At 59.6% G+C, this 23,899-nt stretch carries 14 protein-coding genes; 7 read left to right on the top strand and 7 right to left on the bottom strand.

Features of this window, described 5'->3' with window-relative positions; genetic code table 11:
* Positions 1-251: 251 nt before the first annotated feature.
* Together OHL14_RS04150 and OHL14_RS04145 are read right to left on the bottom strand one after the other, a co-directional pair.
* The gene (locus tag OHL14_RS04150) at positions 252-2,051 is read right to left on the bottom strand and encodes a sugar porter family MFS transporter (protein ID WP_263378056.1); all 1,800 of its coding nucleotides are present in this window, start codon (positions 2,049-2,051) and stop codon (positions 252-254) included.
* A 49-nt stretch (positions 2,052-2,100) separates the two neighbouring features.
* Entirely contained in the window at positions 2,101-3,171 is a 1,071-nt protein-coding gene (locus OHL14_RS04145; RefSeq protein ID WP_263378055.1) for an amidohydrolase family protein, read from the bottom strand.
* 187 nt (positions 3,172-3,358) lie between these two features.
* Between OHL14_RS04145 and OHL14_RS04140 the strand changes: the two genes are divergently transcribed.
* A complete protein-coding gene (locus OHL14_RS04140) occupies positions 3,359-5,362 on the top strand; it encodes an alpha-galactosidase (protein WP_263378054.1) in 2,004 nt (667 codons plus the stop codon).
* A gap of 5 nt (positions 5,363-5,367) precedes the next feature.
* Here OHL14_RS04140 and agaR read toward each other — a convergent pair whose 3' ends face one another.
* The 3 genes from agaR to OHL14_RS04125 all read right to left on the bottom strand — a co-directional run bounded on the left by agaR (position 5,368) and on the right by OHL14_RS04125 (position 8,775).
* On the bottom strand, positions 5,368-6,198 hold the full coding sequence (gene agaR, locus OHL14_RS04135) for a transcriptional repressor AgaR (RefSeq protein WP_396270855.1): 831 nt from the start codon (positions 6,196-6,198) through the stop codon (positions 5,368-5,370).
* A 104-nt stretch (positions 6,199-6,302) separates the two neighbouring features.
* Positions 6,303-7,577 (bottom strand): D-tagatose-bisphosphate aldolase, class II, non-catalytic subunit, encoded by a 1,275-nt coding sequence (locus tag OHL14_RS04130; protein ID WP_263378053.1) that lies wholly within the window; start codon positions 7,575-7,577, stop codon positions 6,303-6,305.
* Between the two features lie 7 nt (positions 7,578-7,584).
* Positions 7,585-8,775, bottom strand: coding sequence for an SIS domain-containing protein (locus tag OHL14_RS04125; protein ID WP_263378052.1), 1,191 nt, complete (start codon positions 8,773-8,775; stop codon positions 7,585-7,587).
* A gap of 109 nt (positions 8,776-8,884) precedes the next feature.
* Between OHL14_RS04125 and OHL14_RS04120 the strand changes: the two genes are divergently transcribed.
* The 4 genes from OHL14_RS04120 to OHL14_RS04105 all read left to right on the top strand — a co-directional run bounded on the left by OHL14_RS04120 (position 8,885) and on the right by OHL14_RS04105 (position 14,399).
* Positions 8,885-9,859, top strand: coding sequence for a carbohydrate kinase family protein (locus tag OHL14_RS04120; protein WP_263378051.1), 975 nt, complete (start codon positions 8,885-8,887; stop codon positions 9,857-9,859).
* 110 nt (positions 9,860-9,969) lie between these two features.
* The gene (locus OHL14_RS04115) at positions 9,970-12,021 is read left to right on the top strand and encodes a beta-N-acetylhexosaminidase (protein ID WP_263378050.1); all 2,052 of its coding nucleotides are present in this window, start codon (positions 9,970-9,972) and stop codon (positions 12,019-12,021) included.
* 9 nt (positions 12,022-12,030) lie between these two features.
* Positions 12,031-13,206 carry a hypothetical protein gene (locus OHL14_RS04110; RefSeq protein ID WP_263378049.1) on the top strand — a complete coding sequence of 392 codons (1,176 nt, stop codon included), beginning with the start codon at positions 12,031-12,033 and terminating at the stop codon, positions 13,204-13,206.
* A complete protein-coding gene (locus OHL14_RS04105) occupies positions 13,203-14,399 on the top strand; it encodes a hypothetical protein (RefSeq protein ID WP_263378048.1) in 1,197 nt (398 codons plus the stop codon). Before OHL14_RS04110 ends, OHL14_RS04105 begins: the two co-directional genes overlap by 4 nt.
* Before the next feature lie 74 nt (positions 14,400-14,473).
* Here OHL14_RS04105 and OHL14_RS04100 read toward each other — a convergent pair whose 3' ends face one another.
* Positions 14,474-18,016, bottom strand: a complete 3,543-nt coding sequence (locus OHL14_RS04100) for a carboxypeptidase-like regulatory domain-containing protein (RefSeq protein ID WP_263378047.1) — start codon at positions 18,014-18,016, stop codon at positions 14,474-14,476.
* Between the two features lie 306 nt (positions 18,017-18,322).
* Between OHL14_RS04100 and OHL14_RS04095 the strand changes: the two genes are divergently transcribed.
* Both OHL14_RS04095 and OHL14_RS04090 read left to right on the top strand, forming a co-directional pair.
* Positions 18,323-20,197, top strand: a complete 1,875-nt coding sequence (locus OHL14_RS04095) for a glycoside hydrolase family 35 protein (protein WP_263378046.1) — start codon at positions 18,323-18,325, stop codon at positions 20,195-20,197.
* Positions 20,198-20,279: 82 nt separating this feature from the next.
* Positions 20,280-22,589, top strand: a complete 2,310-nt coding sequence (locus tag OHL14_RS04090) for a Tex family protein (protein ID WP_263378045.1) — start codon at positions 20,280-20,282, stop codon at positions 22,587-22,589.
* A 110-nt stretch (positions 22,590-22,699) separates the two neighbouring features.
* Here the strand turns inward: OHL14_RS04090 and OHL14_RS04085 are convergent, their stop codons facing one another.
* Positions 22,700-23,623 (bottom strand): LysR family transcriptional regulator, encoded by a 924-nt coding sequence (locus tag OHL14_RS04085; RefSeq protein ID WP_263378044.1) that lies wholly within the window; start codon positions 23,621-23,623, stop codon positions 22,700-22,702.
* Positions 23,624-23,899 lie beyond the last annotated feature (276 nt).

Genomic DNA, 23,899 nt, shown 5'->3' with positions numbered 1-23,899 from the left:
GCGACCTGCATATCTTTTTATTACGATTACTTACTCTTAGTGACTTATTAGTGGACATTAGACGTGCCCGGACAGTTTGTCAAGAAGAAATGAAAGCTAAGGGAAAGTTTCGTAACATTTGCACCGCTTTTGTGGCGTGGATCCACTTTTGCCGCTATCGCGCCGCACACGCGCCGCCTCCACCCTCCTGTCGGAAGCAGGAGCGCGAACGAATGTGTGGTTCTTACGACTTAGCCCCAAACCGATAAAGCTTAGTCAGTGAGTGCGGCCTTGCCCTCGAAATGCAGCTCTACCTCTTCCAACGTCTTGCCCTTGGTCTCAGGCAGAAAGAAAGTAGCCGTCACAAAATAGATCAGCGTGAAGCCCGCAAACAGCAGGAACATCTGCGCGTACCCATACTTGCTGACGATCGGCAGAAACAGGACAGCCAATGTCGTGGACACCAGTTGATTGATCACCAGGGCGATGCTCATGCCCACCGACCGAATGCGCGTCGGCATCAACTCGGACAGCGCGAGCCATACGCAGACACCGGGACCCAAAGCGAAGAACGCGATAAACGAGAAGAGAGCAAGAGCCACCAGCTTGCCATGCGTCGCGCTGGGGATGCGGCCGATACGCGCCCGCTCAATCTTTAGCGGAGCCGTTCTCGCTGCCTTCAAATCAGCAAACGGATTCTTGAACAACGCCTCAATCGCGTTGCCAGGAACCGTATCCTCCCGCGTGATGTGAATTGGCGCCGCGGCGGGATCGTCCGATCGCACAAAGTTTGTCGCCCCCGTAAAGCCACCATACGAATAGATGACCACCAGCGAAGCTTGAGACGCCAGCGAGTTGTCGCTGTTGCCACCACTCGCAGAAAGAAGCCGCTCGGCCTCGTCCTTGTTGAAAGAAAGCGTAAGCTCCTGCGATGGCCCCACAAGCGATTGCACAGCGCGCTGGCACTCCAGGTCAGCTCTCTCCGTGCTCCAAAACAACGCTCCCACCACCAGCAGCGAGATCATGATGCCCGTGCTGCCGAGGATCAGCAGAAAACGCCGCCCCTTGCGGTCCACCAGCGTCATGCCAATCATCGTCATCAGAAAATTGACCGATGTGAAGAGGACATAGCCCCAGTGCGCGGCAAGATCAGAGAGTCCACTCTGCAACAGGATGCTGGTGTTGTAACCAATGATCGAGTTCACTCCCGTCGCCGTATTGCAGAAGAGAATCACACAGGCCAGCACAAAGGGCACCACATACTTTCGCTGCAGCAGCGAACCGGAAATCTTCTGCGTCGTCTCGCTCTGCAGAGAGACCGCACCCATCTCTAAAAACTCAAGCTCTGCCTTCGCTGCAGTCCGCGACCGCCGCAGCGATGCAAGCGCCTGCTCGCCGCGCCCCTTGCGATAGAGCCAGCGCGGAGACTCCGCCACAAACAGGCTGCCAATTGCAAACAGAATTCCCGGAGGCAGAGAGATCCAGAAGATGTGGCGCCATGCCTGATCCTTCACATGAAAGAGCTGAGCCACGTCGCCGCTCACAGCGACGGCCTGCACGCGATAGCTGTAATACATCCCGATGAGCGCCGCTGCCACAATCCCAAACGTCAGCATCCATTGAAAGATCCCCGTGCCCTTGCCCCGGTTCGAAGACGGCAGACACTCCGCCAGATACAGCGGCACCACCACCCCGATAAAGCCACCGCTGACACCCTGCAGCAGCCGCCCGACAATCAAAGTTCCATAGCCAGCCGACAAAGCTATGAGCGGGATGCTCAGCACGAAGATCAGTCCGCTGATCACCATCAATGGCTTGCGTCCGATCCAATCCGCCAGCAACCCGGCAAAGATCGTAGAGATAACGCTTCCCAGTAGCACCGCCGCAACAATCGAGGAGAGTTGGCTGACACTCAGCTTCGACGTAGCCTGCAGATACGGCAGAGCGCCACCGATGATGCCAATATCAACGCCATACAGCAGGCCACCAAGCCCCGCCACATACAACAGCAGAAGGTTATAGCGCCGCAGGTCGGCGGCTCCCGGCATAACAGCTTTCGCTTCACTCGTCATCGTTCGCAGCCTCGTCTTCCGGCGGCGCGAACCGCCATGCAGTCCCTGTCTAGCTCAGGTGTGGCAGCAGGCGCAGCGCGTTCTCGCGATACACCTTGCGCAACACGTCCTCCGGCAGATCGATGCCGTAAATATTCCATCGCCCCTGCCCCGAGGCATGCGTCGGATATTCGAAGTACTCATCCGCCGTCTCGAGAAAGCGATAGTAGAGCCGATACATCTTGATCTCTGGCACCAGGTCCGCGCCGAACAGAATGCGATCTGCAAAGCGCAGGAAAAACTTGCGTGCAGCATACGGCTGACGCCCAAGCTCCGAAGCGCGCGCGCTGATATCCACCATCACATTCGGGCAGTCATCCATCATCGCTGAAACCCGCTGCAAGTCTTCGCTGTTCTCCGCGATGTGCGCCCCGACAAAGGTTGTGTTCGGATGCCTCTTGAAGACTCGATCCCGCTGCTTCAGCAACTCATCCTTGCTGTACTGCGCTCCATAGAATCCCCAGTCAGGATGCGCCGCCAGCTCCTCATACCGCTCATTGTTCGCATCGATCGGCAGGAAGAACGCCTCGGGATCTCCGATGTGTACCATCACCGGCATCTTCAGTTCACCAAGCCGCTCGAAGATCGGTGCAAGCCGCGCATCATCCACGCGGATCAACTCGCCGCTCGCATCGCGTACCACCAGTCCAAGGTCCTTCCAGAACTTGAAGCCGACGATTCCTTCTGCCACCAGCCGCTCAATCCGCTCGAGACTCAGCGCAACGAATCCATCGAAGTCGGGAGCGTCCGCTCCTGTCCAATCCATCCAGCCAATCGTAGAGAACCGCTTCGCATCGGCCGCGCGATAGCGCCGAATCATCTCGACCGCTTCGTCGCCCACCTTCATCGTGATGTTGACCACATGCTCGATGCCGCACGCATCCATGATCTTCAAAACCTCGTGCGGGTCCTGTGCATCGAGGTGATTGTGATAATCGATAACCGGGAATCGCGGCACCAGCACCTCGGTCTGCCGTGTGTGCAACATGCTGCGTGGAGTGAACGAGCTGAGCGGCAGCGTCACCTCAGCCTTCGCTGAAACCATTGCGATGAACTTGTCCTGATCCTGCTGATCCGCCATTCCCGTCTCCTGCCGCATATCATCGGCCCACTAGGCATCGTAATTCCGTTCTCGAGCGTCTAGAATCCGGCTTGAAGGTACGAAGTGCCTGCTGTTGAAGAGAATTGTAAAACGAAATACTGATACATTTCCATATATTACGTTTTATTATCTTCACAGCTTTACCATCTCATTTTTGGAGGCCGCTATGCCCCAATCTCTCGCCCTTCGCGCCACTACCTCCCTCCTTCTCGCTCTATGCGTCACCGCGCCAGCATCGTCTACCTCCCCCTCCAAGGGCGACGCGGAAGGAAAGGGCATCCAGGCAGGCGCGCTCTCGGCCAATGTCACCATACATGGCGAAAAGTTTGATGGCCTCGCGTTCAAAGATGCTCTATCGAAACGAACCCTCCCCTTGGGCGAAGCCTTCGTTCTCGTGCTGAAGGATCATAGCGAACTGCGTTCCACGCAGATGCAGGTTGCCCCGATCCTCGACGCCGCCACCATCGTCGATCCGCACCGGGCCCTCAGTCGCTCTCACGACTCGACCGAGAGCCTCAAACGCTGCTGGAACTTCACCGCTCCGCAGCACAACGCACAGGCCCAGTGGTGCCTTATCGCGCGACCCGGAACGCAGTATCTGCGCGAACTCCTCCAGATCTCCGCGCAGAACAGCGACCTCCCGATCGCCGAAGTCCGCATGTTGCAGTTCGACGATGCGACCGCCAAGGTCGATGGCACCGTCAAGGGTTCGCCCGTCATCGACGGCAACATGTACTTTGGCGTCGAGCATCCCCTTTCCACGAGCAGCGTCAGCAACGGCGTCGTCACAACCTCGTACTTCCGCGAACTGCCTCTGCGCGCCGGTCAATCCATCACCTACTCCGCCGTCATCGGCACCGCCCCCGCAGGCGAGATGCGCCGCGCGTTCCTCACCTATATCGAAACCGAACGCCCGCGCCCCTACGAGCCCTTCCTTCACTACAACTCCTGGTACGACCTCGGCTTCGGCAATCGCTTCGACGAAGCAGGTGCCATCGACCGCATCAACGCCTTCGGCCAGCAACTTACGGAGCAGCGCCACGTCAAGCTCGACTCCTTCCTCTTCGACGACGGCTGGGACGATACGCACACCCTCTGGGGCTTCAACCCCGGCTTCCCCGATGGCTTCACCAAAGCCACCGCCGCCGCTGAAAGATACAACGCTGGCGTCGGCGTATGGCTCTCCCCGTGGGGCGGCTACGACAAGGAGAAAACTGAGCGCATCGCCTTCGGAACAGCGCACGGCTACGAAATCCTCAAGAACGGCTACGCTCTCTCCGGCCCAAAATATTTCGCTCAATTCGAAAAGACCTGCCTGGAGATGGTCGACAAATATCACGTCAATCAGTTCAAGTTCGATGGCACCGGCAACGTCGACCGCGTCTACCCGGGTAGCGCCTTTGACAGCGACTTCGACGCCGCCATCCACCTCATCGAGCGACTGCGCAAAGAGAAGCCCGATCTCTTCATCAACCTCACCACCGGCACCACCGCCTCGCCTTTCTGGCTCTTCTATGCAGACTCCATCTGGCGCAGCGGCGAAGATCACTCCTTCTCCGGCGAAGGTACTTGGCGCCAACGCTGGATCACCTACCGCGATGCGCAGACCTACAAAAACATCGTGCTCAAGGGACCTCTGTTCCCCTTGAACTCGCTCATGCTCCATGGCATCGTCTACGCAAAGCAGGCAGAGAACCTCGGCACAGACCCGGCCAACGACTTCGCCGATGAAGTCCACTCCTACTTCGGCACAGGCACGCAACTGCAGGAGATGTACATCACCCCATCGCTTCTCTCCAAAGAAAATTGGGACACGCTCGCTGCCTCCGCACGCTGGAGCCGCGCCCACGCTGCCACCCTCAAGGATGTTCATTGGGTCGGCGGCGATCCCGATAAACTGCAGCCATACGGTTGGGCAGCCTGGGGTTCGCAGCTGGGTATCCTCACCCTGCGCAATCCATCCAGCAAACCGCAGCACTTCGACATCGAACTCACCAGTGCCTTCGAGCTTACAAAGAATGCACCGCACAGCTATGCCGTACAGGGTGTTTGGAATGGCGTAAAAGGCTGGGCGCCAGGCGACATCCATAAGGTGCAGAGTGGCACACCCGTTGGCTTCGACCTCGCTCCGTTCGAAGTACTCACACTCGAAGCCACACCCCAGAAGTAGCGCTGCTACACCAACGTCAGGTTGATGTTCAGGCTTCGGAGGCCGTCAGCGGTCTCCGAAGTCAGATCGCTGTCAGTAATGACGTGATGGATAGCGGTCGCATCCACAATCTTCGACAGGCTGCGTCGATTGAACTTCGTCGAGTCGCACACAGCTACCACAGTAGACGCGGCCTTCACCATCGCTCGGTTCACCCGCGACTCCATCACGTTCGGCGTCGTCAGCCCCACCTCAAGGTCAAAGCCATCCACGCCCAGGAACAGGATGTCTGCATGCATATCGCGCAGCATATCTTCCGCCAGCGGCCCCACCAGCGAAAACGAATTCTTCCGCAGCGAGCCACCCGTCAACAGCACCTCAAAATCCGTGCCACTCAGCTCCGCTGCAATGTTCACCGCATTCGTAATAATCGTCAGATAGGAAAACCTCTTCAACGCGCGCGCAATCGCCGTGGTCGTCGTACCGGAGTCCAGCAGAACACACTGCCCCTCCTGCACTAGGTTCGCCGCCGCTGCTGCAATCCGCAGCTTTTCGCTCGAGTGACGCGTCTCCTTCTCCTGCAACGATGGATCAGAAAGAGCCCCGCTGCCCGGCAGTAGCGCTCCGCCATGCGTCCGCTGCAGCACACCACGCCCCTGCAGATAATCAAGGTCTTTGCGAATCGTGATGCGCGAGATGCCAAGAGACTCGGAGAGCTCCTCCACCAGAACGCGGCCATGCTTCTGCGCCAGCGCAACAATATATTGGCGGCGCTCTTCAATCAGCATCTGCGAACCCCGCTCGGGATCCTCTACGTTTGTCGGGAGAACTTCTTTCGATGTACTTTTCGCTGCCATAGGGATTCAAACGAGCTGTCTGACTCCACGAAGAGTACATCGCTACTTTCTTAAACGCAATTGGAAAGCCCATTCGAAAGAAAAACATCTACACTGCATCTCGCCTAAACAGCCCTGCACGCCGCCGCATAGTCACGCAGCACATCGCGAACCCGGTCCACGATCAGCGACTCTGGATCTCTCCCAATCTCCCCAGCCCGCACACGAACATACTGCGCCGGCAGATAACGGCTCAACATACTCTCCGGCAGCGTGATCGAAGAGAGGTTCGCGATCAGTCGCTCCACCGCCGCAGCGATCTCCGGCCGGTGCCAGTAATAGCGAACCCGATCGCTGTAGCTATAGAGCCTCAGTAACCGTTGCTCCTCCAGCGTGCCCGCGTAATACGGCAGCCAGTTCTCCGGCTCCTTCAACATCGTGCTCTCAATGGCCGCGCCCAGCTTCGAGCGTTGCGGCTCAGGAACCAGTTGCTGCTCCATATCTTCAAGCGCACTCAACGCCTCGCGCATGGCAAACGTCAGTCCCGGCCCAACCTTCAGGATCGCAAAGTCATCGCGCACCAGCTCTTGATACGCCTTTGCCAGCTGATAGTCCGTCGAGTGAGCCTCAAACACGATCGACTCCGGTTGGTTTCGCAGCCACTGCACCAGCGCCTCCGCCTTGGCAGGCTCGTAGTCCACCACCGCATCGTGGTCGAACTCCACGCCCGGCTGCACCACCATCGCAATCACGCGGCGCCATACACCCGGCAACTCACGCTTAAAGACCTTCTTGTGTACCGCCAGCGTATAAGCCGCAGCCTCGGTCGAGGTCGCAGGTAGTTCATGCACCGCATGCGTCGCTCCGCCCGGTACTGGAACTTCCGTGCCAATCACATACAACGCACGATCCCCTGTTTCATACGCAGCCTCAGCCGCCTTGCAGAGTTGTACCGCCCGCTGCGCCACCACCTCGTCAGAGAGCCGCTCGGGATCATCGGCGCAGGACATGCTGGCGTCCAGATGAATCTTCGTAAACCCAGCGCGCGCATACTCCGCAACCATTGTTTCGGCATGAGCCATCGCCTCGGCCGCTGGCAATTTTCGCCAGGGGTTTGGCCCTAGATGATCGCCGCCTAGCACCAGCTTCGCCGCATCCAGCCCCGCCGCCTCAATGTGCTGCATCACAAAGCTGCGGAACCCCGCAGGCCGCATCCCGGTATAGCCGCCGAACTGGTTCACCTGGTTGCTGGTCGCCTCCACTAGTAACAGTGAATCATCCGCAACCGCCTGCTCCGCTGCCGCTCGGATCACCCAAGGATGCGCAGAGCATACCGAATAAATGCCGGTAGCAATGCCCTCTTTACGCTTGGCCAAATGCTTCTGAAGAAGAGTCGACATAGCAGCCTCAGTAAATCTGGAACTTCTGCACCACACGGTTGATAACGCCGCCAGGGCTGGGCGCATCCGGCTTCAACTTATGCGCAACCGAAAAGTACAAGCCCAGCAACTGACCGAAGATCACATCCAGCACCGGGCGATACGCATCTTCCACGTCGCCGTTGATCTTTAGCGCCAGGTACGTATCGCAGTGCGGAGCAAGCTCTGCCTCTGCGAACGCCGGCCCTACAGCAAGACTCTCCGCCACAACCTCTTTCGCGCGAATCTCCGCCAGCAGGTCCTTCGCATACTTCGCTCGGCGCTCATCGCCCGACACGAAACACACAAAAAGCGTCTGTGGATCGAGTGCCGCCATCGGCCCGTGGCGCAGCCCAAGCACCGTCTCCGACATCGTCTTCACCTGACCGCCAGTCATCTCCAGGACCTTCAGCGCCGACTCTTTCGCCACACTCGCCAGCGCTCCGCTACCTACAAAGCAGATTCGCGCAAACCCGCGTGCCGCAAGCTCGTCCGCCTCTGCCCCAGCCTTCACCAGCAGATCATCACCAGCCTTTACCAGTTGCGCGAGCACAGGCTTGTACTCCTCGATCGACCATGCGTTCGCAAGGCAGTGCCCCATGATAATCATGTTCGTAAAGGAGCTCGTCATCGCCAGGCTGCGATCGTTCACCGCATCGTCCAGCACCACCACGCAGGCCCGCTCTACTCCTTTGCAAAGGTCCGCCATCCGCGCCTCGGCGTTGCACGTCACCACCAGGTGCGACACGCTCGGGTACATTTGAAGGGCCTGCTCCAGCACGGCGACACCTTCAGGCGAATCGCCGGAGCGCGAAAAGGAGATCCACAGATACTTGCGTCCCGGAATCACATACTCTTCCATGTTCGGTAGCAGGTCCGTACTCGCCACCGCGGACACATCGCAGCCCCACTTCTGGCGCAGCACGAACTCCAGCGCCAGCGAGACATAGTCCGAAGTGCCCGCGCCGATCAGCAGCACCGCCGGTCGTGCCTCCAGGGAAGCGCGTACGCCCAGTCCATCCAGAAACGTGGCGATCTCTGCCTGGTGCTGCTCAAAGATGCGGAGCGTCGTCTGCCAGGTCTCCGGCTGCTGTGCAATCTCTGCGGGCGTAAAAAGTAGACCCCGGGATTGCTTCTCTTCAACGGGCAGTTCTACAAAGCTTGCAAGAGATGTCGCCATCGGCTCCTCGTAAAGAAAAATAATCTCAATTCGTTATATCGAAACTAAAGATAAACAATAATAACCAATATACTACCTCAAGGAAAGCATAAACGACGAAAGGTTTCGAATGAGCACCCCTTCTAGCGAAACGTCCGCAAAGTCCCTCGACATCGTCATCGTCGGCGAAACCAACCTCGACCTCATTCTTTATGGACTGCCGGAGGACATGCCGGCGGAGCGTGAACTCCTCGGTGACGCCTTCATCACCACCCTCGGTGGCTCCTCTTCTATCCTGGCTCACAATCTTGCCACACTCGGTACGCGCACCGGCTTTGTCTCAGAGGTCGGCAGCGATCCCTTCGGCCAGATCGCCCTCGACTTCCTCAAAACCAGCGGCGTAGACCTCAGCCATATTCGCCCCAAACCCGGCGCAACCACAGGCGTCACCGTCCTCCTGCCCCACGGCAAACGTCGCCACATCCTTACCTACCCCGGCGTCATGTCCGAGCTGACCGTCGCAGACCTCGACTTCGCCTACCTCACCTCAGCCCGTCACTTCCACCTCTCCTCGTTGTTCCTCCAGACAGGCCTCCATGCTGGCCTGCCCGAACTCTTCGACCAGCTTCGAGCCGCGGGTCTCACGCTCTCGCTCGATACCAACGACGATCCGACCGACACTTGGCGCGGCGTTCTCGACACCCTCCTCGACAAGATCGACATCCTCCTGCCCAACGAAGACGAGTTGCTGCGCATCGCCGGCACCTCCACCTTGGAATCGGCACTCGATGCCCTCGCCTCGCGCGTCCCCCTGATCGTCGTCAAGTGCGGCTCACGCGGCGCTGTCGTCCAGCGCGGGAGCCAGCGAGACTGGGTCGCCCCACTCACAGTCGTGCCCGTCGACACCATCGGTGCCGGCGACAGTTTTAACTCAGGCTTCCTTAGCCGCTACCTCAAAGGCGCAAACCCGCTCGAAGCCGCCGCTTTCGGCAACCTAACAGGCGCGCTCTCCACACTTCGTCCCGGCGGCATCGCTGCCCATCACGACACGAGGCTGCGCACAGACTTTCTGCAGATGCACACTTTCCCCGCTTCAATCGAATAGGCGTCTGTTCTATTCAGCAAAAGTGACCATTTACCTACGAAATGAACTAACATGTGATGATTACGGCGCCATTTCATCCGGCTCCTATTTGCAACGAGAGGCGTCACCTCATGCGAAAGAACGCTCTGCTGGCCTTTGCCATTGCCCTGTCTGCTGTCCGCGTCTCCGGCCAGTCCACTGCCACAGACGCCTTTCACAACAATCTGATGCCAGAGCCATCCAGCCTCACCGCAAATACGGGCAGCCTCAGCATCACGAATGGCCTTACCGTAAGCGCCACCGGAGCCTCCTCCCCGCTGCTCGACCACGCGATCGTGCGGATGATCAGCCGCCTCGAAGACCGCACCGGCCTCCAGCTTTCCAAGCAGATCCAGACCGCCCCGACTGCCACGCTCGTCATCGACGTCCGCTCCGCCGGTCCAGCGGTTCAAAGCTTCGAGGAGGACGAATCCTACAGCCTCACCAGCACCGCCAACTCCATCAAGATCGAAGCCGCCACCCCGGTCGGCGCTCTTCACGCCATGGAGACCCTGCTCCAGCTCGTCCAGGCCAGCGGATCCAGCTACGTCATCCCCTCCGTCACCATTCAGGACTCGCCCCGCTTCCGCTGGCGCGGTCTCATGATCGATTGCGGCCGTCACTTCGAACCCATCGAAGTCCTCAAGCGCAACATCGACGCCATGGCCGCCGTAAAGCTCAATGTCTTCCACTGGCACCTCACCGAAGACCAGGGCTTCCGCATCGAGAGCAAGCGTTTCCCCAAGCTCACCGAGAAGGGTTCCGACGGCCTCTTCTATACCCAGGAGCAGGCGCGCGATCTCGTCGCCTACGCTCGTGAACGCGGCATCCGCGTCGTGCCTGAGTTCGAGATGCCCGGCCACTCCGTCGCCTGGCTCGTCGCCTACCCTGAGCTCAACAGCGGCTCGCAGCCCACCGGCATCCGTCGCGAGTTCGGCGTCTCTGACTACGTCCTCGACCCCACCCACCCCGAGACCTACAAGTTCATCGACTCCTTCCTCACCGAGATGACCACCATCTTCCCCGATGAATACATCCACATCGGCGGCGACGAAGCACCAGCGCCCGATTGGAAGAAGAACCCACGCATCCTCGCCTTCATGAAGGCGCACGACCTGCACGACAACGACGCGCTGCAGGCCTACTTTAATACTCAGGTCCTCGGCATACTTACAAAGCTGCACCGCCGCATGGCCGGTTGGGACGAGATCTTCAACCCCGCGCTGCCGAAGGACGTCGTCATCCAGTCCTGGCGCGGCGTAGCCTCGCTCGCCAAAGGAGCCCAGCAAGGCTACGAGGGCATCCTCTCTGCCCCGTACTACATCGACGGCATGCAACCGGCAGGCAAACTCTATCTCGCGGACCCCGTCCCCGCCGACACAACGCTTACACCCGAGCAGCAGAAGCTGATCCTCGGCGGCGAAGTCCCCATGTGGGCCGAGCATCTCGACCAGCGCACCATCGACTCCCGCATCTGGCCGCGCACCGCCGCCATCGCCGAGCGCTTCTGGTCGCCGCAGAACGTCCGTGACGTCGACGACATGTATCGCCGCCTCGACGTCGTCTCCGTCGAACTGGAAACCCTCGGCCTTCGTCACCTCACCAGCGAGGACGCCGAACTCCGCGCCCTCGCTGGCAGCGAAAACATCGCAGCCATGCGCGACTTCGCCTCCGCGTTCGAACCTGTCAGCTTCGGCGAACGCTCCTCCACACAGCACACCACGCAGCTGACCCCGCTCACCAGCTTCGTCGACGCCGTCCGCCCTGACCCACCCATCCGCCACCAGATCGAAGTCGCTGCAAAGACCTTTCTCACTGCCCCGACCGCACAAGACCCTGCAACGAACGACGCGCACCAACTGCTTCTACACTTCTTTGAAACGGTCGGCGCCTCCGTCCCGCGTGTTCAGCTTGTAATGGACAGGCAGCCGCGCTTCCAACCCATTCACACGCGCGCCGAGCAACTCACCGAACTCTCCGTCATTGGCATCGACGCGCTGAAGTATCTCAATACCTCTACCACGCCTCCCGCCCAGTGGAAGGAACACAGCCTCGCACAGATCGAAGCCGCAAAGAAGCCCAGCGGCCTCGTCAACTTCACCTTCCTCCCCGCACTCACGCAGTTAGTCAACGCCACACGCTAGCTAACATAGATGAGACGCAACCTGCTGTACCCATCCTCCGCGCAGACGATCTCGGCCACACGCCGCGACTTTCTGCGCGGAGCCATTGGGACTCTCTCCGCAGCCTCCATCAGCAGCGCAGCTCTCGCCTCACAGACAGCCTCCGTCCTTCGTCCCACACAGAAGACCATCGTCGTCACCTTCGGCGGCGGCGCGCGCGACGAGGAAACCTTCGCCAAAGATGGACAGGAAAACATCCCCAACCTGCTCCACACCCTTCTGCCGCAAGGCACCTTCTTCAGCCACGTCGTCAACGCCGGCATCCTCGGCCACTACGTCGCCACCGCCAGCATCGTCACCGGCAGCTACGAGCGCTTCGATAACTTCATCGCCCAGCCTCCACCTAATCCCACACTCTTCGAGTACTACCGCAAGGGCCTGCGCCGCCCCGCCTCCGACGCCTGGGTCATCGCTCCCAGCAATGGCTTCCAGCGGATCGGCAGCAGCAGCCACTCCAGCTTTGGTCCAGACTACGGAGCCGGTGTCATCCTGCCCAAGCGCCTGCTCGCCGCCGCCTTGCACAACAGCAAATCACTCGACGCCGATCGACTCTCATACCTGCTGCAGGACAGCTACGAGATGCCGCTCTACCAGCCGCTCCAGACCAGCATCGATCACGAGCTGCACCTCGACACACTCTCCTCCACACTCAAACTCTCCGTCGACGAATTCTTGCAGCACGCTCGCAGCCTCGACAGCGCCGACGAGCTCTCCATCTTCATCACGAAGCAGCTCATGAAACAGCACGCGCCTTCGCTCATGATGCTCACGCTGCATGACATGGACATCGCGCACTCCGGCGCTTACTCGCTCTATATCGACGCTATCCAGCGCGCCGACCGCCTCTGCGCCGAGCTCTGGAGCATGGTGCAGACGGATCCCGAATACAAAGACCGCACCACGCTCTACATCCTCCCCGACTTCGGCCGCGACGGCGACACCGACCCTGGCGGCAACGGCTTCCAGCACCATCGCACCGGCGGAGCCATGGCCCGCACCACCTGGATGCTTGCTCTCGGTCCTCACCTGCGCCAGAACACCATCGTCGATCGCCCCATCCAATCGATCGACCTCGTTCCCACCATCGGCAGCGTCTTAGGCTTCTCCACTAACTCCAGCGGCAAGCCCATCCGGGAGCTCCTATGACCCCGGCGCAACTCACACCCGCTTCCTTCGTCAGCTACTCCGCGCCCGCCCGCGCCTTCGCCATTGAGCACCTCGTTCTACTCCAACGACTCCCGCTCGCCGTCTGCCCCTCATTCCTCCAACAGATCCAGAACCTGCACACCAGCTTCCCCGCCGAACAGGAGGCGCTGCGCTGGCAATGCACCGCCCTCCAGGCTCTTCCCGCAGAGAAATACAAGCAGCTCACCGCGCCACTGTCCACGCTCGCGCTCACCCCTGCTCTTCAATCCATGGACTGGGTCAATGACCCCGCCGCTTTCATCACCGAACTGACCGCACATCTCTGGTCGAGCGGACAACTCAATCTGTTCCGCGCTGCAGCGACCTCTCTCTTCGCCGCCGTCCCACCGCGCGAAACCACGACCCATCGAACCGTCTTTGTCGTGCTCGGCAAAGACGCCACCATCGATCCGCGCAAAGCGCTCCGCAAGCTGGCTCGAAACGGCATCACCCTCACCGCCCTCAAGCACGAGACAGCTTGGCTGGACATTCGGAGCACCCTCCAACAGCGCGCCACCGACGCTCCCTATGCAAGCTGGTACATCGACGGCGGCCCACCTTTACCAGAACTAACCAACAGCCTGCTGCACGCCATAGCAATCAGCTACCCCGGCCTCTCTCCCCTTCGCGAACGCGTTCTGCAGCGCATGCAGTCCACCATCACCAGCGGCAGCGGCGGAGCCGAAGCCATGCGCACAAACCTCACCAGCACCTCACAGCAGGACGTCGCCGCAGCGGACATCACCCCAGACCCCATACTCCAGCGCTTCTACACCGAGCTCTTCACCCAGAGCTCCGGCCCACAAATCTTTAGCACCAGCTTTGTCCAGTGGACAGGCCGCGAACTCGCTCGCCGCGCACAGCCACAAACTCTTCTGCTGCGCTACACTCCCCGCCAGGCCTACCACGATCTCAACGAACTCGTCACCACCACAACCCCCACCCTCGACGCGCAAGGAGCCTTTCGCGACGCCGAGATGGGCGCCTACTACAACTGGATCGAGATGGACCGCATCACCACGAAGGGCAAACTCACCTTCGTCGCCTGGATCGAAGATCACCCCTTCGCCGTGATCCTCAGCCCCAACGCTCCCACAGCAACCACCGCCGCCACACCCATGCCCCTGTCCGAAGCCCTCCACAACTTCGGCTAAGCCAGCAGCCTTCACACCAAAAAGAAAAAGGGCTCCTCTGCAATCATCCGCAGAGGAGCCCTTTCGGTTAAGAGTTAGAAGTAGAGGTGACCCGCTAGCTGAATCACGCGTGCGTTCGGCAATACCGAGCTGAAGCGCGTGGACGTGATCTGGCCTGCGCTTCCACCGGTGATGCCACCACTCGGATCGCCGAAGGAAGGCGTGTTCATCAGGTTGATGCCATCCGCACGAAGCTCAAACGACGAGTTGTGGAACGGCAGCGCAAAGCTCTTGAACAACGACATATCCAGGCGATTGAAACCAGGACCCTCAACCGTCTGACGGCCGCGTTGTCCATAGGGAAGCGTTCCAGCGTTCGCCAACAGAACCGCGTTGGCGGTTGCGCCGCCTGCCTGCAGTGCAGCTTGATAATCCGCCTGCGTAGCGTACGCAGTTGGGGCCTGTGCGAATGCACAGGGGTTGAACCAGTGCGTGATCGTACGGGTTACCGCCGAGCAGGTCTCGTTCGGCTGGGTGACAGCACTTGCCGTGCCACCGGGCGTAAACGGGTTGCCAACGCGGAAGACTCCCGGGATCGCGATCGGTGTGCCAGTCTGCACCTGGAAGATAGCCGACGTCTTCCAACCACCTACCAGACCATCCACCAAACCACCGTGGTTCAGGAACGCCTTGCCCTTGCCAAATGGCAACTCATACTGAGGAGCAAAGGTGAAGCGATTGCGTACATCATTCGCGCTCGCACCGTACTGGAACTTCAGACCGAGGAACGCAGGGTTTCCAGCCTCGCCACCGTCCGTACCTTGGATCGGCTGCGCTGCATCATCCAGACTGTGCGACCAGCTGTAGCCCGTCATGAACGACAGACCATGCGAGAAGCGCTTGTCCAGCTTTGCCTGCAGTGAGTTGTAGTTGGCATCGCCTTCGTTGATGACCTGCACGATGTTGCCGAAGTCATAGAACGGCTGATAGTACTGCGAGCTCAGCGTAGCATCGTGCGGAATCACACCCGGATACTGGTTCGCGCTGTAGCTCACCCGCATATGACGAGTGATGTTGCCCTGGTAGCTGAGCGTGAATGCAATCGTCGGAGTGATCGTCTGCTGCACGCTCAGGTTGTAGGCCTCGGTGTAGGTGCTGCGCGCGTTGATGTCCTGACCGTAGAGCGAAGGCAGCTGCGCATTCGCCTCCAGGCCGGCATTCGACGTCGCCGCCGCTCCGAATCCCGTCTCCAGCGTCTGTCCATTGGTCGGGCAGACAACCCCCGTCGTCGCAGTGTTATAGCACTGGTTCGGATTCGGCTGGATGTAGCTCGTCAGGAAGAACGGAGGGTTGTTGTAAAGGTTCAGACCCAACCCGATGTTCTCCTGCCCGCCGTAGAAGAAGCCGAAGCCTCCGCGAACCACCATCGACGCCTTTGGCTGATACGCAAAGCCAATGCGCGGTGCGAACTCGTGATAATCCGGATGCACCAGCGAACGGTTCGACGTGTACTTGATCGCGATGTTGTCCTTGGCAAAGTCAGTCGTCAGGAACGCGGGGATCGGATAGTTCTGCTGCGATTGAGGAATGTAGAACGTACCGCTTCCCTGGTTCATGCCCGCAAAGTTGCCGACGAAGTTCGCCTGCTGATCGTGCAACTCCACGAACGGCTGCGTGTACTCCCAGCGAATACCCAGGTTGAGCGTGAAGTTCGAACGGAGCTTCCAGTCATCCTGAATATAGCCGGCGTTGTACCAGCGAAGATCCGTCACAGGCGTTGTGCTGTTCAAGCCAGCGTAGTTCTCCAGATCGAGCGCGAAGTCCGCAAGACCAGCGCCGGTGACGGCACCGGAGAGATCGCCGGGATCGCTGGTGTACGTTCCCTTGAAGCCCTGATAGCCGGTCGAATTAGCCGACTGCAGTCCATAGAAACGGATGTGCTGGATATTCACACCGAACGTGAAATCATGCTTGCCCTTCTGCCACGCCACGTTGTCGATGAACTCGACCACGTTCTGCTTCTCAGCCGAAGGCTCGTATCCCGGAATACCGATACCGAAGTTCGATCCACCGCCATTGAAGTCGAGATCGGGAAAGCCGCCGAGGTTCGGGCCGAACGGAATACCGCCCAGTCCGTATTGAGCTGCCACGTCGACCTGAGCTCCCTGTGGGAGGTACGAAGCCGAGAGGAAGTTATAGCCGACGCGGAACACGTTCGAAAGCTTCGGAGAGAAGAAGTGTGTGTAGCTGAACAGACCGCTCTTCGCGTAGTTCGTGTTGTGACCATCCGAGCCGTAACCGCCGCCATCCAGCACACCGAGAGGCGGAGTGTACGCAGATGGGTTATTGCTATAGCTATAGCGCCCGTACATCTGGTCCTTCGGGCTGAAGTTATAATCCACGCGCACGTCGTACTGTGTCGTGTTGTTCTGCGAAGCGGTTGCCGGAGCCGTGTAATTCTGCACCACCTGACCCGTCACACCCTGGTTCGGCAGCGGAAAAAGGTTCATCACCGTCTTCGCCACAGCATTGACGTTCGCCGGGCAAATAACGTTCTGGCCTGCAATCGCCGTGGCATACACAGGCGTGCTTCCCGCACACGTAAGGTAACGGGTCGGATCCTTTGCCAACTCGGCAGTACCTATGCTCGGAGTTACATTGCCGCCAACCTTATAAAGCGTGATGGCGCCATTGCCGTTCGTCAGCGCAGGGTTCAAATACTGCGAGAAGTCACCCGTACGTACAGCTGCCGTCGGCACCGTCAGGTTCGTCTGTGCGGGCTGGTAGATATTGATACGCTGCCCTTGTGCATCGGCAAAGATAAACAGCTTGTCCTTGATGACCGGACCGCCCAGCGTCGCTCCGAAGATGTTCTCGTGATAAGAAGTCTTCGGCTGGGGCGTCGAGCTGAAATTGAACTCGCGCGCCTTCAGGCGATCGCTACGATAGAACTCCCACAAAGATCCGTGGATGTTGTTCGTTCCCGACTTGATCGAAGCGTTGACAGCAGCGCCGGTCGATCGACCAAGCTCTGCGCTGTAATCGCTGGTCTGAACCTTGAACTCCTCCAGTGCCTCTGGCGGAGGCGCAACAGCGTACGTAGCACCGTTCAGAAAGTCCTGCATGTTGGAGTTGTTATCGACACCATCGAGAATGAAGTTGTTCTGCGATACACGGCTGCCGTTCGACGAAAATCCACCCTTCCCCGAGGTCTGCGTGTTGCCCTGGTTCGGCGCGGCCACACCCGTCGTCAGCTGCGCGAGAAACAAATAGTTGCGATCCAGAATCGGGAGGTTCTCGAGCTCAGCCTTGGTAAACACCTGGCCCGTCGAAGCCTCCTCGGTCTGCAGCTCTGCAGACGCATCCACCGTCACCGAGTCCGAAGCTCCGCCAGCCTTCAGCGTCAGGTTCAGGCCGACCGTCTGGCTCACATCGACGTGGATGTGGTCCTGAATCTGCGGCGCAAAGCCCGGAGCATTGATCGTCAGTTGGTAATTGCCGATCTTCACCGGCGAAAAGTTATAGGCGCCCGACTTATCCGTCGTGCGCGTCAGCGTGAGGTTCGTATCCGTGTCAATAAGCGTGACCGTTGCACCCGCCACGACCGCCTTCTGCGTGTCGTGAACGATGCCTGTCACTGCTCCTTGATCCATTTGTGCGTAAGCGGCCGACGTTCCGAACATACAAACCGGAACGAGAAGTAAACCAAGAAGAATTCTTTTAATGGGGTGCATTGGACGACTCCCGTTTAGTTCGCTGAAAGGCTATGTATCCGCTTACATCGTGGTCGCCAGATATTTTGTCGATTTCAGCTCTATATGAACGTTTACGTTATGCTCAACGTTAAAGTCAATTGAATTTTCTCCAGTGGAATGTTTATTTGACCTGTGAACATCCAGACCGAAGCTGCCGTAAGCCGCTTCACTCCCGGAGATGCCCCCAGAATGCCCATTCGTTTCAACGCCCTAGCCGCGCTCTGCCGACGTCTCGCCCTTCTCATCGCCATGTCCTTTACCTTGGCCGCGCAGTCGATCTTCGCGCAGACGCCCCCCGCACCCACTCCCCTTGCCACCGCTGGCGATCACTTCACCCTGCGCGGCAAGCCCTTCCAGCTCATCTCCGGCGAGCTCGAATACACTCGCATCCCTCGCCCCTACTGGCGCGATCGCCTGCGCAAAGCCCATGCCCTCGGCCTCAACGCCATCACCGTCTATGTCTTCTGGAACGTCCACGAACCTCGCCCCGGTGTCTACGACTTCTCCGGCCAGAACGACGTCGCTGAGTTCCTCCGCGAAGCCCAGCAGGAAGGACTCTACGTCATCCTTCGCCCCGGCCCCTACGTCTGCGCGGAGTGGGACCTCGGTGGCTATCCCTCCTGGCTCCTCAAAGATCACACGATGCAGCTACGCAGCCTTCAGCCGCAATTCAAAGCCGCAGCTACGAGCTGGATGCTGCGCCTCGGCCAGGAACTCGCACCACTCCAGGCCAGCAATGGAGGCCCCATCCTTGCCGTGCAGGTCGAAAACGAGTATGGCTCCTTCGGCGACGACCACACCTACATGCAGTGGATGCACGACCTCATCCTCAAGGCCGGCTTCACCACCTCGCTGCTCTACACCGGCGATGGTGCTGACGTCCTCAAGCAGGGCACGCTGCCCGGCCTTCTCGCAGGCATCGACTTCGGCACCGGCGATGCCGAGCGCTCCATCAAGCTCTACAAAACCTTCCGCCCCAACACGCCCATCTACGTCGCCGAGTACTGGGACGGCTGGTTCGATCACTGGGGCGAAAAGCATCAGGTCACCGACGCCGCCAAGCAGGAAGCCGAGATCCGTTCCATGCTCCAGCAGGGCTATTCCATCAGCCTCTACATGATCCACGGCGGCACCAGCTTCGGCTGGATGAACGGTGCCAACAGCGATCACGATGGCTACCAGCCCGACGTCACCAGCTACGACTACGACGCCCCGCTCGACGAGTCCGGCCGTCCTCGCCCCAAGTACTTCCGCCTCCGCACACTCATAGCAGAGATCACGCACCAGACCCCGGTCCCCGTGCCCGACTCACCACCTCTGATCACGCTCCCCACCATCCAACTCCGCACATCGCAATCCCTCTGGAACACACTCCCCGCAGCCATCGATTCCATCAAACCTCTCACCATGGAGGACGTCGATCAGCCTTATGGCTACATCCTCTATCGCACCAAGCTCAGTTCCACCGGCAAGGGCGAACTCGCCTTCACCGACCTCCACAGCTACGCGCGCATCTACCTCGACGGCGTACTCGCCGGCGTCGTCGACCGCCGCCTCGGCCAGAAGACTCTCGCCATCGACACCACCGGCAAACACCAGCTCGACATCCTCGTTGAAAACTCCGGTCGCATCAACTTCAACCCCATCATCCGCACCGAACGTGCTGGCATTCTCGGCGATGTCACCTTCCAGAAAACCGTGCTCAACAACTGGCAGATCTTTCCGCTGCCCCTGTCTCCATCACCCTCCAGCCAATTCAGCTCGAAGCCCTGCACAGGCCCCTGCTTCTACACCGCGCACTTCAACGTCACCACCCCCGGCGACACCTACCTCAACACGCAGCAACTCGGCAAAGGTGTCCTCTGGGTCAACGGCCATCTCCTTGGTCGCTTCTGGAACATCGGTCCCGCAGGCGCTCTCTATCTCCCCGGCGTCTGGCTACATGCAGGCCAAAACGACATCACCGTCTTCGATCTCAACGGCGGCGATCACCTCTCCGTCACCGGTGAAGACCACGCGACCTACTTCGAACCGAAGCCCGAGCTCACCACGCCGCTCCCCTGATTTCGCACGTAATATACACCGCGGGGCGGGCTGCGGCCTGCCCCGTTTTCCTAGCCATATGCAGCTACGATTAAGCGTGAACATGAACCAGACCCAAACCCTTTCCACTGAAATCCTTCGTCACATCTCCGAGCAGCTAGGCATCTCGCTCAACTCCCTCAACGCGACCATCGCGCTCTTCGACGAAGGCGGCACCGTCCCCTTCATCGCCCGCTATCGCAAAGAAGCCACCGGCGCGCTCGACGAAGTCAAGATCCGCGATATCGAAGAGAAGCTCGCCTACTTCCGCGAGCTCGTCAGCCGCCGCGAGACCATCCTCACCTCCATCGCCGAGCAGAACAAGCTCACCGACGAGCTCAAGGCCAAGATCGAAGCCACCTTCGACAAGAGCACGCTCGAAGACCTATACCTCCCCTACCGCCCCAAGCGTCGCACCAAGGCCACCATCGCCCGCGAGCGCGGCCTCGAACCCCTCGCCGACTACCTCTGGTCGCAGCAGCCCGCCTCGCAATCTCTTCTCGACTTCGCCGCCACCTTCCTCAACGAAGAGTTGCAGGTCGCCAGCATCAACGACGCCCTCGAAGGCGCGCGCCACATCCTCGCCGAACGCATCTCCGAACTCGCCGAAGTCCGCAAAGCCTTGCGCACCCTCATGCACGACGAAGGCACCATCGTCAGCCGCAAGATCATGGACGCGCAGGACCCTCAGGAAAAGTTCAAGATGTACTACGACTACAGCGAGCCCGTGAAGACGATCCCCTCGCACCGCATGCTCGCCATCCGTCGCGGCGAAGCCGAGTCCGTCCTCTACTTCCTCATCGAACTCGACGCCCTGCGCGCCACCGGCATTCTGCGCAAACACATCCTCGGCCCCGAAGGCGATTGGACACCGCAGCTCGAGCTCGCCATCGACGACTCCTGGTCGCGACTGCTCTCCTCCAGCATCCAGAGCGAGATCCGCTTCGAGCTCAAGCAGCGTTCTGACCTCGACGCCATTCAGGTCTTCCGCGACAACCTCAACAACCTTCTGCTCGCCCCGCCCGCTGGTCCCATCTCCGTTCTCGGCATCGACCCCGGCCTGCGCACCGGCTGCAAAATCGCCGTCGTCGATGAGACCGGCAAGTTCCTCGCCCACGATGTCATCTATCCGCACACCGGCCAGACCGCCAAGGCCAATCAGACCCTCGCGCAACTCGTAAAGCAGCACAACGTCCGTGCCATCGCCATCGGCAACGGCACCGCCTCGCGCGAGACCGACGCCATCGTCCGCGACTTCCTCGCCGAGCATCACCTCACCGACATCTTCAAAGTCATGGTCTCCGAATCCGGCGCCAGCATCTACTCCGCCTCCGACGTCGCGCGGCAGGAGTTCCCCGACCTCGACCTCACCGTGCGCGGCGCCATCTCCATCGCCCGCCGCCTGCAGGACCCGCTCTCCGAGCTCGTCAAGGTCGACCCCAAATCCATCGGCGTCGGTCAATATCAGCACGACGTCGATCAGCGCCAGCTTCAGCAATCGCTCGAAGCCACCATCGAAAGTTGCGTCAACAAGGTCGGCGTCGATCTCAACACCTCTTCGTGGACGCTGCTCCGCTACGTCGCCGGCATCACCGAACGCATGGCGCTCAATATCGTCCAGTTCCGCAACGACAACGGCCGCTTCACCTCGCGCGCGCAACTCAAAAAGGTCACTGGCGTTGGAGCCAAGACCTTCGAGCAGGCCGCAGGCTTCCTGCGCATTCGCGGCGGCTCGCAGCCACTCGATGCCACCGCCGTCCACCCCGAAAGCTACGAACTCGTCGAGCAGATCGCCACCAGCCTTGGCGCTCCCATCGAAAAGATCATCGCCGAACCGCAACTTCTCGACAGCGTCGATCGCTCGAAGTTCACAACCGGCACCTTCACCTTCAACGACATCCTCGAAGAACTCCGCAAGCCTGGACGTGATCCCCGCGACAAGTTCGTCGCTCCCACCTTCCACGAAGGCGTGCGCGAGTTCGCCGATGTGCAGCCCGACATGGTCCTCGAGGGCGTCGTCACCAACGTCACCAAGTTTGGAGCCTTCGTGGATATCGGCGTCCATCAGGACGGCCTCGTCCACATCTCCGAGCTCTCCAACCGTTACCTCAAAGACCCCAACGAAGCCGTCAAAGTCGGCCAGATCGTCAAGGTCAAGGTCCTCACCGCAGACTCCATCAGCAAGCGCATCGCTCTCTCGATGAAAGCCCTCATGCCCGCCGCAGGCCGACCCTCAACACCCGCGCCTGCCCGCGACGCTCGCTCCAACAACAACGGCAAGCGCCCACAGCAGCAGAGCAAGCCCGCACCAAAACCGGCCCTCAGCATGAACGACAAGCTCGCCATGCTCTCGACCCGCTGGAAGGTCCAGTAGACACTTACGTTTCGTAAGGGCCGGAAACGCCCTCCCATCCTCCCTCGACTTAGTCACAAACAAAAAGGCCCGCCACAAAATCTTGGCGGGCCTTTATCGATCGTCTGTTTCTACAAATCTTCCGTCACATCCGTAGGCTCCGCGTTCGGCGTCGACCGCTCCGTCCCCGTCGCAAAGGTAAAGAACGCATTCGCCGCACGCGACAGCGGAAGATTATGCAGCGAAATAATCCCAAGATCGCGAGGAATATTCACACCCTCAACCTCGATCGCCTGCACCAGCCCCTGCTTGATCTCTTCCAGAAAATTGATTCGCGGCATAAAGCTGATGCCCAGCCCCGCTACGATCAACCTCTTCAACAGCTCGCTCGAATCCAGCTCCATCGTCACGCGCCGCGCCGTCTTGTTTTGGATAAACAAGTGGTCGATCAGTTCGCGCCGTCGCCCTTCCTTCGGCACCAGGAACCCATGCTTCGCTGCATCCGACAGTGTCACCGTCTTCAGCGTCGTCAGCGGATGCTTCGCTGGCACCACCAGCACCAGTTTGTCCTCGTGGATCACCTCGACATGCAGCCGAGGATCGCGCACCGGCAGCGACACAATCCCAAACTCCACCTCGCGGTCCAGCACCAGCGACATCGTCTTCGACCGCTCCGCGCGCACAATGTTCAACGACACCCGCGGATACTGCTTCTTGAACTTCGTAATTAGCAGCGGCAGCACATACAGCGCCGTCGAATCATTCGCACTGATCGTCAGCGTGCCGCGCGGCATCCGCTCCATGTCCTCAAGCGTCAGCCGGATATGTTTCAACTGAATCAGTGACTGCTCTGCGAACGGCTGGAAAACCCGCCCCGCCGCCGTAAGCGTCACCTTGCCGCCGCCACGGTCCAGCAGCCGATGGCCCACATACGTCTCAAGAGATCGAATCTGCGCCGAGATCGAAGGCTGCGTCACATGCAGGCGTTCTGCCGCACGCGAAAAGCTCTTCTGCCGCGCCACCTCGAGAAACGTACTCAACCACTCAAAATCCATCTTCTGTCCTTGGAGAGACTGCTACTGCGTTCAAGCCTGCGTCCATCGGGTTACAGGGTAGACGATAAAGACAAGGGCCACTGCGGAAGCTCAGTATAGCTTATGCAGCGAATAGCCTTTCCCTATTGAGTCAGCGAAAGCAGCGCGTTACGATCGTTCATCTACCCACATAGCCGACGCCAACAAAGAGAGTTGCACTCTCTCCTATCGCGACCATAACGCTTCCGCTCTCTTCTTGATTCTCCGTACACCCTCTTCTGATAATCAAGGAGTAGC

The organism is Granulicella paludicola, assembly GCF_025685545.1.
In the GTDB taxonomy this organism is placed as follows: Bacteria; Acidobacteriota; Terriglobia; order Terriglobales; family Acidobacteriaceae; genus Granulicella; species Granulicella paludicola.
This window is presented reverse-complemented; position numbering and strand designations above follow the sequence as displayed.